Consider the following 9,556-nt stretch of genomic DNA (forward strand, 5'->3'; position numbering starts at 1 on the left):
ATTTGGGGCTTTTACTTAAAAAGCGTTTGAATTTAATTTACAGATAGAATAGGCCGCCCTGCATTAAACAATCCCTCGTTTAATGATTTCATCTGCTAAACTATATGATTTTGAAAGTCACATGATCGTCGCTCTGTATACCATCATGCAGCTACAAGGTCTATATGGGTAAATCCCATCACAATATCGGCTGAGCTAATGGCTTGGAACCGGGTTGCAAAAAGCGGATTTAAGGCAGGCTTAAAGCGGATTTCATTCTTGCCGGGTTAATCATTAATTAATTGCTTTGTGGGCAGATATTTATTTTATATTTAAAAATTAAATCACAATTAATTATTCCCCTGATTACTAAACCTTTTAATGATGAAAACACTCAATCTATTCCTAATTACCCTCTTTATCGCTCTGGCGATAGGTGCATGTAAACCGCAAAACAATGGTAACGTACAGACCTCGGCCGACGCCCAGCTGCTGAAGGGAACCATTCCCGAAACTACCGCGCGCAGGCTGGTGGAAAATTTCAAAGGGCGCGCCCATATTTTTAAACATGGCAAGATGATACTTCCTGACACACGCACTGTATGGTTCAGCAAGGAACAGTTAAAAGACCTGGTAAAACGCGTGTATGACGAAAATGGCGACGGCATCCGTTTTTACCTGGCCACTTACGACTCCACTAAACATGAGGATACCAAAATGATCAAAGATATGTACATGAATTATACCACGCTGATAATGGTTTCAACCCGCTTCGACCCGTTGAAGAAGATACATTTAGATTATTATAATGATGTTAAGAATCCGAGCGGAAAAAAAGGCGGCATCATTATGTCTGCACCCGAAAACCAGGGAGAACTATGCCCGCCGCCGGCCACTTGCGCTGGTCTCGGCGCTACTTTACTGCAATAAATAAGCCATGTCAGCCTATATAACGGTAAATACGGCGGCCGAAGCCTTTTGCTTCGTGGTAAGCTTAATTTGTTTATACAGGGATAAAGAGCCGGCCTGGCGGCTCTTTATCCTCTTCCTGCTGGTAACCGTAGTGGTTGAAGTTTGCGGCATTTATGTGCGCACTGAACTGCACCTGCCCAACTTTATGATATACAATGTATTTTTGCTGGTGGAATGCCTGGTGCAGAGTTATTTTTTTTATTATCTGTACAAAACATACCGTAGTACCCGAAGACTGTTCACAGGCTGGTTAATTATTTTTGCTTTTTTTTATTTTACAGAGCTTGTTAAAAGCCACTTTGGCGCCTATGTTTCAGCATCATCCACAACCATGTCGGTAGGGTTGATTTTGGCGTCGGTTTATTTTTATTATTTGCTACTTAAAGAAGAAAAATCAAGACAGTTGGTTACCTATGCGCCGTTTTGGTGGGTTAATGGTACCATCTGTTTTTATTTTGCCGGTATTGCGTGCAATCTTTTTTTTAGTTACCTGGTTCAGGACAGAACGCCGGGCATCGGTCACTCGGCAAGGTACATTGTGTTTAGCATATTAAACATCATTTTGTATTTAAGCTGGTCATACGCTTTTATATGCAGATATCGTCAAAGGATCTCGTCCTCCTCATCGGATTAGCATCCGTAATCTTCCTGATTGCGCCGGTATCACTCATTAGCTTTGTGATGCTGTACAATAACAGGAAAAAACGGCATGAACAGGAAAAAGCGTGGCTAAAAACCAGCTTTGAAAACGAATTACTAAAAAGCCAGATGGAGGTGCAGGAACAAACCATGCAAACCCTGGCCGGCCACCTGCATGACAATATTGGCCAGTTACTGAGCCTGACGTCGGTTACACTCAGCACCATCAACCCCGACGATCCGTTGCGCGTGCGCCAAAAAGTAGATTCGGCCTCCCAGCTGGCAAAACGCGCCATTAAGGAGCTCCGGCAACTTTCCAGGTTGATTTACGGGCAGGAGCTGATTCGCATGGGGCTTGCCAAAGCCATCGCCTTTGAGCTCGACTATTTAAAAACGGCCGATCTGCACATTATCACGTTTAATAGCAATTATAAGCCTAAGGAAGGACAGAATGACAAAGAGATCATCCTGTTCCGTATTTTTCAGGAGATACTGAATAACGCCGTGCGCCATGCCGAAGCTACGGCCATTGATGTGGTGGTTCAACAGGATGAGCAAAACCTGGAGGTGAAGATAAAAGATAACGGAAAAGGCTTTGTTGAAGAAGAAGTAATGAAGGAGAAGAGGGGGATGGGCTTGTTCAACATCCGTAAGCGGGTAGCCCTCATCGGCGGCGATGTAAGCATCGTTACCCAAAATGGCACTGAAATTAAAATTGTAGTACCTTATCCCTAAAATATGGAAAACGAAGAAATCCGGATCGCTGTGGTGGATGATCATACCCTGTTCCGCCAGGGAATTAGCAGCTTGCTTTCGGAAAACGAAGAAATTAAAATCGTGTTCGACGCGGCAAATGGCGCCGTGATGAAGGAGAAAATAACGAAACATCCTTTGCCCCATGTGGTGCTGATGGATATCACTATGCCATTGGTTAACGGCTATGAGGCTACCCGCTGGCTAAAACAAAATTACCCATCGGTAAAGGTGCTTGCCCTAAGCATGTTTGAGGATGATGAACCGATCATCAAAATGCTGAAATGTGGGGCAGGCGGGTATATCTTAAAAGAATCCAACGCTTCGGACCTGATGTACGCTATTAAAACCATAGCCAGACACGATTATTTTTTAAATGAACTGGTATCGGGCAAGCTGCTGCGCTCTATCCAGGACGAGGTAAAAACCCCGGACCCGGTTGCCGAATTAACGGCAAACGAGATCCGGTTTTTAGAGCTGTGCTGCTCCGAGCTCACTTATAAAGACATTGCCGGCAAAATGTGCCTGAGCCCGCACACCATTGACAATTACCGCGACTCGTTGTTTCAAAAGCTCGACCTGAAATCGAGGACCGGGCTGGTAATATTTGCGCTAAAAAACAATATTGCCAGTTATTAAGGTCTCAGGCATGCTTAAACGTCAACGCTAATGATTGCAAACTAACTGTTATACAGTAGTATCGCTAAATTGCATACAAGTCTAAGCGCTCAAACTCAGATTGAAGGGTCGGTTAATTAAAAACAAAATTAGGGCTGAAGTATTGCTTAAAAAAAATAGTGTCCCTGACTGATGGAGCCGCCGTGGCCTGTAATATTACTTTACCCTCAAGCAGCCATCGTGTTTGGTCAGCCGGCTTTTCTGGTGTAGTGTTTATCCCTTTTACATAACCATCCACTGGCTTTAAAAGAAGCAGGTAACAAGCCGGACATGACTGGCTGAACTGTACCCGGTCGGTCGATAGCTCTGCTTTGGTCAGTTCAAAGCTGTTTCCCTTCATCGGAGCCTTTATATAGACAGAAGTTGTAAGACCGGGAGATTGCTCTTTAAACCAGAATAAACGATAGGTACCCGTCTTAAAACTGTAGTCGGGATTTAAGTCCGCTTGTTCCGTGAACAGGTACTCGCAGCCGGCACCGGACCGGCAGGGAGTTAAATTTTTATCATCAATTTTTAGCTCTTTCTGTACGTCACTTTTTTTAGTACAGGATAAAAATAGTGTCATACCGGTTAGCAGGCCAATTAATAGCGAATAAGGTTTTCTTTTCATTATTGTGTGATTTATATGATTATTACGAAAGCATAAATAGTTGTGCTACAGGTTCCTGTATTATTTTTTTGTTAACAAATAGCGGATAAGTGCTATTTGTTAACAAATTCAGCGGATTAAACCAGTCCGAAAGCGCCTGTCTGATAAGCGGTGGCTATGAATTATCGTGGATTACGGATATGACACGTTGCAGGTGGGCTGCATTTTTAGTTTAGTTTTTGATGCTTTCAATGCATTTGTCATCTCTGGATAATAATTTATTATTTCGGAACGATTGGTCCGAAATGAATTTATATTTGCGGAACAATCGTTCCGAATATAAAAAAACGATCACTCATCATCATGAAAAAATTAGAAAACAAAGTGGCAGTAATAACAGGTGCATCAAAAGGTATTGGTGCAGGTATAGCAAAAAGTTTGGCGGCCGAAGGAGCCCTGGTTGTAGTAAATTACGCTTCGGCCAAAGCCGGTGCCGATAAGGTAGTTGCAGACATCATCAGTAATGGTGGTAAAGCGATTGCAGTACAGGGCGACGTATCAAAAAGCGAGGACATTAACCGCTTGTTCGATGAAACAACAAAAGCTTTTGGCGCGGTTGATATATTGGTCAACAATGCAGGAGTGTATAAATTTAGTCCGATAGAACAACTTACAGAAGAAGAGTTTCACAACCAGTTCAATACCAATGTGCTTGGTTTGTTGCTTACAACCCAATATGCATTAAAAAACTTTAATGAGAATGGGGGAAGCATTATTAATATTGGTTCGGTAGTAAGCAGCATAGCACCGGTTGGCAGTTCTATTTATACAGCAACCAAAGGCGCGGTTGATTCCATAACACATGTTTTGTCAAAAGAGCTTGGACCCAAAAAAATCAGGGTGAACTCCATCAATCCGGGTATGGTTGAAACCGAAGGAACACATACCGCAGGATTTATTGGCAGTGATTTTCAGGCCGAAACTGAACGTACAGCACCTTTAGGCCGTATAGGGCAGCCGGAAGATATTGCGTTGGTTGCGGTGTTCCTGGCTTCTGAAGAATCGCGCTGGTTAACCGGCGAAACCCTTCTGGCCGGCGGTGGCGTAAGATAATAAGCAATATTTACTGATAAAATATTAAAATTGGATAGCTTTGCTTAATTTAAGCAAAGCTATTTCTGTTATGGCAAGAACAAAGGATTTTGATGAAAATGAAGTGCTGGCCAGGGCAGTAGATCTTTTTTGGCTCAAGGGATACAACTGCACCTCCATGCAGGATCTTGTTGATGGTTTGGGCATCAGCAGGTCGAGCCTTTATGATACCTATGGCGATAAGCATTCGTTGTTCATTAAAGCGCTGGAAAGCTATCAAAATGCGGCTTCGGGTAAAGTTTGCCAGATTGTTAACAAGGCGCAGCCGGCTAAGGAGGTCATCAAACAATTGTTGGAGTTGGTTGTCGGCGAACTGATGGAAGACCGGAAGCATAAAGGTTGTTTTATGGTGAATGCCGAAGTGGAGGTTGCCCCGCATGACGAGGAAGTGAGCAGGATGATCTGTAAAAATGACCAGCAAATAGAGGAGGCATTTTACGTGGTCATTAAAAAAGGTCAGGACAGTGGCGAGATCACTAATAAACAGGATGCCAGGGCGCTGGCACGGTTTATAATTAATACCGTAAAAGGTATCCGGGTAACCGCTAAGTCAACGAATGATAAAACCATTTTTGATGACATTATTAAGCTTGCCGTATCAGTATTGGATCAATAAAAGGCTAAATTCCGCTGTAGCCTTCAAAACCCCGTTTTTTTTGAATATGCGATTTTATAGAAATTTTCTTTCTAAAACGAAGATGTAAACTTACACTGTGGTAATCGTTCTTTGATCTTTTTAAATGCAGATTTTGAAATAGGATTGCCGATTAAGATCAGCTCTCGTAAGTTTTTTAACTGTCCTATTTCCGCAGGTAAATCCACTATATTATTATAGCCTAAATCCAATCTTTGCAGGTTTTTTAATTTTCCTACTTCGGCTGGCAAATAAGTCAAACCTCCAAAATTCAAATTCAAATTTTTCAGGTTTGTTAACTTTCCAATTCCAGCTGACAAATTTTTCAATGTAGTGTGATGCAAATCCAAATTTTGCAGGTTTGTTAATTGCCATATTTCAGAAGGTAGTTCTCCTAATAAATTATCACTCAAATCCAGGTTTTGCAAGTTTTTTAACTGGCCTATTTCTGGAGGTAACCCACTATTTATCCCAGCCTTTGATAATACCAATATTCGCAGGCTTTTTAACTTTCCAATTTCAGCGGGCAAATGATGCAAATTATTGGAATGCAGATACAAGTTTTGGAGGTTTGTTAGCTGACCCATTTCAGAAGGTAAATCAGTCAATGCATTATAACTCAAATCTAAAGTTTTCAGATTTCTTAATTTTCCAATTTCAGCGGGCAAATGTTCCAATTCATCATTTTGCAAAATCAATGTTGTCAGGTTTGTTAACTGACCTATTTCGGGAGGCAATTCTTTAATATGATTTTCAATTGAACGTTGATTATAAGTAATGATTTGTAATTGTGGATATCTGAACATTTCTTCCGGAAACGTCTTGAAATTTTGATCAGGTAAATCTAATGCTGTAATATTTTCGTTTAAATCCGATAATTTATATGCCACAAGGTATTGATTATCGGCAGTATCAATTAAGCAATCAACAATTCTTCCGCCACGACCTCTGCCTACTCTTTTTTTTACTTTTACTTTGGCAAACCCTCTGTAATCAAACTGTTCCGCTTTCTCATATTTGTAACTAATTACTATATCTCCTTTACGGTCAATAAAACCATATCTTTCATTTGGACCTTGTGCTAAAGCAAATTTTCCATTATAAAAATAAAACGCATTAATTAACTTATCAGCTTTAGCCAGTGCTGCTTTGGCTGTAGCAGCTTCATTTGTTGCCCTCTTTTCTGCCTGGTCTGCTTTTTCTCTTTGAGTAAGCGCTTTTTTTTCAGATTTATTGGCACTTGCAAGGGCTATTTTGGTTGAATTGCGGGCCTTAACTGCAGCTATTGTAGCATTATTAGCGTTTTTAAGAGCTATTTTGGTAGCATCCTGAGCTTTTACAGCAGCTTTTTCTGATGCTTTAGCTTTTGCAAGGGCTATTTTAGTTGAATATTCGGCATTTATAGCAGCAGTTTTAGAATTATCTGCCCGTTGCTTTTCACTGTAAGCCCATACAGCTATTCCAATCATTATGATGAGCGCTGCAGTTATCCATCGTATAAAACGCTTTTGCGAATTTTGGTTTTTTTCTAATAACTGCTGCCTTTCCAGTAAGTCACGCTTCTCTTTTTCCAGTTGCTGTTTCTCTTTCTCCTTGTGACTTGCAACTGCTTCGCGGCTTTCATCAATTAATGCCATTTCTTCGGTAGTCAGTTGCAGTTTTCCTAAAAAAGGCTCAATAAAATTCAATTGCTTTTCTGAAAATAATTCCCGTGCATTTGCTTTTAAGGAGCTGTGGGCTTTTATCAGGCGTTTTATTTCGAGGAATGCAATTTCTTCGTCGCTTCTTTTTTCGGCAATTCGCTGTGCAAGTGAGTCGTGCGCTAATTCATACAGGTCAACGTCTTCTGCATAGCGTAATATCCGGCCGTTAATAAATGCTTCTACTACAGCGTCAATCAGTGAGAACTTTAGATCAGGCAGCCGTTCATATAATCCCTTTTTTCGGATAGGTTCTTTGGTGCCTTCCAGCGTGGCAAATGGTGATAGTATACTCCAGACGGTTGCGGGCGAAATGATTGAATCACCCTCACTTAGTTTTCTGCTGATCCCAGCTACCTGCTCTTCCAGGAAATTCTGTAGTATGTCGCCAATATCTCCAATCGCGTTCAGGGCCTGGGCTGTAAATACCGCTTCACGCTGCCGTGTTTCGTCGCAGGTGATTTCCAGATAAAGCTTATCTAAAAAAACCTGCAGGTAAGGCAATTGTATGGTCAGTGATTTTTCTTTATCTTTTATTTTCTCAAATATGCCTTCGGCAATTAGTTTGGCCTCATCAGTTTTCAGCCGCACAATAGAATTTTTATAACTTGTGGCACCCTCAATTACCTGCAGCACTTTGTTGAGGTTCATAGGTTCAACCCGCAATTTTTTGCGTAATAGCTGTGGTACTGCCTTTTCAAAATCATATAAATACCCCAGGTATTCTTCCCTTATCGAAAAAATCATTTTTACAGGTTGCTCTATCTGCAATATCTCCTGCACTGTTGCAATAAATTGTTGCTCCTCTTCTTTTGACCCCAGGATAAAAAGTTCTTCAAACTGATCAAAAATGAGATAAACCGGCTTAAAAGAGTTTAAGTAGATGGCTTTAAAAGCCTGCGCCAACGGGGTTAACAGCGGGGGAGTTGATGCCACTTCTGTTTCTTCCATTACCTCAGTAAGCCAATCCATATTATCCTGTGCTGCCGAAAGTGTACCTCCTGCATCTGCCAGCGCCTTTTCAAAATTCGTGTTAATATTATTACCCCTGCGTATCGTTAATGCCAGCCAGTCATGCGATGGGAATTTACTGGCAAGCCCGCATTGGATCAGGCTTGTTTTTCCGGTGCCGGATGCCCCATAGACCAGCAAAATGGACGATTGAAATACCATTTCATAAAGGGTATTAATCTCTTCGTCGCGACCGAAAAATATACCTGTATCTTCTTTGCCGTATGCATCTAAAAATTTAAAAGGATATTTTTTCATTTGACGGCCTCCTGTTTGAAATTAAGCGATTAGGTCATTTTAGAAAAGATGGCTCAAAATCATCATCTATATCTTCTTCATCTTCTTCCATTCCTGTAATTGCTTTTTTTGCTTCATTAAAAAGATTAAATACGTTGTCGAAACGCATGTCCTTGAATTTTTGAGGGTCGAGCAACAGTTCGTTGAAATCAATACCAGGTTTTACCGTTCCGGTATTAACAATATTGACTACACTATTATCTTCCAAAAAAACATAGTTCAAGCTTTTATCCGTGTTATCATGTGAGGCATAAAAGCAAATTTTTGCGCCGCCTTCAAACGCCAGGGCGTTTACATCAATGATAAATGGAAAGAGATTAAGGTTCTGTTGATAACTGCCTTTATAAAGCAAAACCGCGTCGGTATTTATGGGCGTTTCGGCATAATTTATCCTTTCCTGGTTTACATTTGATTTGTTGTCGATACCTAAAACCGTATAATTATACAGGTAATGAGGTTTAGTGTTACGCATTTCGAAGTAGCCTATTGATTTAATGGACACCATCCTGTAATTAACGAGGAATTTTAAATGTTCGAGAACAACCGTTAAATGTATTTCCGCATCACTGCAGTTGGATTCCGTAAAAGGAGGGTTGCCCGACAAAACATTGATTGCCTGCAACCCTGAACAAGCCTTTAAGAAGTCGCTTTCTGTTTGCAGGTTTGATGAAAAATCATTCAACTCTGTTATAGGGAAATCCAATTCATTATCTATGAAAATTGAAATCAGGGTTTTTAATAAACTGATGAGACCGTTGATGTCCAGCTCAAATTCATCTTCAAAAAAATTTTTGCAGATAACAGTTTGGGCTGGAGAAAGGGTGTAATTTTTGTCCTTCCTGTAATCCCATAATTTTGAAATAAGTGAAAAGCACAGGAGTTGTAAAATTCTTTTTGCAGTGAGCTGGCAGTTCTCCAGGTATTTTCTAAGTTTATTAACCGACATCTCCTCTTTACCAATTGCCATGAGCTTACGAAGCTGGATACCTAACACGCCTACAAAACTAAAGGCAATAATCTCTTTGGCGGGGTCACTGAAGAGGCTTTGCGTTTCCCAGTCGGCTGCCATTCTTGATGCATTTTCTAAAAATTTAGCTGCCCTCGGGCTATGAACCCGAATGGCTTCCATCAAACGGCGTGTGAGTATTTCAT

The 9,556-nt window shown here is 40.9% G+C and carries 9 protein-coding genes; 6 read left to right on the forward strand and 3 right to left on the reverse strand.

Translation table 11 applies throughout. The features are described from left to right. Window positions 1-360: 360 nt before the first annotated feature. Genes AC1DRQ_RS17865 through AC1DRQ_RS17880 form a run of 4 tightly spaced genes read left to right on the forward strand, consistent with a single transcriptional unit; the run spans window position 361 to window position 2,982 of the window. Entirely contained in the window at window positions 361-909 is a 549-nt protein-coding gene (locus AC1DRQ_RS17865) for a hypothetical protein (protein ID WP_477426022.1), read from the forward strand. A 7-nt stretch (window positions 910-916) separates the two neighbouring features. Further along, window positions 917-1,585, forward strand: coding sequence for a hypothetical protein (locus tag AC1DRQ_RS17870; protein ID WP_477426024.1), 669 nt, complete (start codon window positions 917-919; stop codon window positions 1,583-1,585). Further along, entirely contained in the window at window positions 1,543-2,325 is a 783-nt protein-coding gene (locus AC1DRQ_RS17875; RefSeq protein WP_429397320.1) for a sensor histidine kinase, read from the forward strand. Before AC1DRQ_RS17870 ends, AC1DRQ_RS17875 begins: the two co-directional genes overlap by 43 nt. A gap of 3 nt (window positions 2,326-2,328) precedes the next feature. After that, complete coding sequence (locus tag AC1DRQ_RS17880; protein ID WP_429397322.1) at window positions 2,329-2,982, forward strand: response regulator transcription factor; 654 nt, start codon at window positions 2,329-2,331, stop codon at window positions 2,980-2,982. Window positions 2,983-3,094: 112 nt separating this feature from the next. On the opposite strand, the gene AC1DRQ_RS17885 is transcribed toward AC1DRQ_RS17880, so the two are convergent. Continuing rightward, entirely contained in the window at window positions 3,095-3,631 is a 537-nt protein-coding gene (locus tag AC1DRQ_RS17885) for a hypothetical protein (RefSeq protein WP_477426027.1), read from the reverse strand. 342 nt (window positions 3,632-3,973) lie between these two features. On the opposite strand from AC1DRQ_RS17885, the gene AC1DRQ_RS17890 reads away from it, so the two are divergent. Together AC1DRQ_RS17890 and AC1DRQ_RS17895 are read left to right on the forward strand one after the other, a co-directional pair. Further along, entirely contained in the window at window positions 3,974-4,723 is a 750-nt protein-coding gene (locus AC1DRQ_RS17890) for an SDR family NAD(P)-dependent oxidoreductase (RefSeq protein WP_477426029.1), read from the forward strand. A gap of 70 nt (window positions 4,724-4,793) precedes the next feature. Further along, window positions 4,794-5,378 carry a TetR/AcrR family transcriptional regulator gene (locus AC1DRQ_RS17895; RefSeq protein ID WP_477426031.1) on the forward strand — a complete coding sequence of 195 codons (585 nt, stop codon included), beginning with the start codon at window positions 4,794-4,796 and terminating at the stop codon, window positions 5,376-5,378. 71 nt (window positions 5,379-5,449) lie between these two features. Here AC1DRQ_RS17895 and AC1DRQ_RS17900 read toward each other — a convergent pair whose 3' ends face one another. Beyond that, window positions 5,450-8,365 carry an nSTAND1 domain-containing NTPase gene (locus tag AC1DRQ_RS17900; protein WP_477426032.1) on the reverse strand — a complete coding sequence of 972 codons (2,916 nt, stop codon included), beginning with the start codon at window positions 8,363-8,365 and terminating at the stop codon, window positions 5,450-5,452. A gap of 34 nt (window positions 8,366-8,399) precedes the next feature. Continuing rightward, window positions 8,400-9,556, reverse strand: a 1,157-nt coding sequence (locus AC1DRQ_RS17905) for a hypothetical protein (RefSeq protein WP_477426033.1), incomplete at its 5' end; no start/stop codon positions are given.

The organism is Mucilaginibacter sp. P4_E8 (assembly GCF_056401495.1).

What these genes read in the sequence shown, in the direction of transcription:
- AC1DRQ_RS17880 (WP_429397322.1), top strand. Translation starts at nt 2,329, where the DNA reads ATGGAAAACGAAGAAATCCGGATCGCTGTGGTGGATGATCATACCCTG.
- AC1DRQ_RS17865 (WP_477426022.1), top strand. Translation starts at nt 361, where the DNA reads ATGATGAAAACACTCAATCTATTCCTAATTACCCTCTTTATCGCTCTG.
- AC1DRQ_RS17895 (WP_477426031.1), top strand. Translation starts at nt 4,794, where the DNA reads ATGGCAAGAACAAAGGATTTTGATGAAAATGAAGTGCTGGCCAGGGCA.
- AC1DRQ_RS17900 (WP_477426032.1), bottom strand. Translation starts at nt 8,365, where the DNA reads ATGAAAAAATATCCTTTTAAATTTTTAGATGCATACGGCAAAGAAGAT.
- AC1DRQ_RS17890 (WP_477426029.1), top strand. Translation starts at nt 3,974, where the DNA reads ATGAAAAAATTAGAAAACAAAGTGGCAGTAATAACAGGTGCATCAAAA.
- AC1DRQ_RS17875 (WP_429397320.1), top strand. Translation starts at nt 1,543, where the DNA reads ATGCAGATATCGTCAAAGGATCTCGTCCTCCTCATCGGATTAGCATCC.
- AC1DRQ_RS17885 (WP_477426027.1), bottom strand. Translation starts at nt 3,631, where the DNA reads ATGAAAAGAAAACCTTATTCGCTATTAATTGGCCTGCTAACCGGTATG.
- AC1DRQ_RS17870 (WP_477426024.1), top strand. Translation starts at nt 917, where the DNA reads ATGTCAGCCTATATAACGGTAAATACGGCGGCCGAAGCCTTTTGCTTC.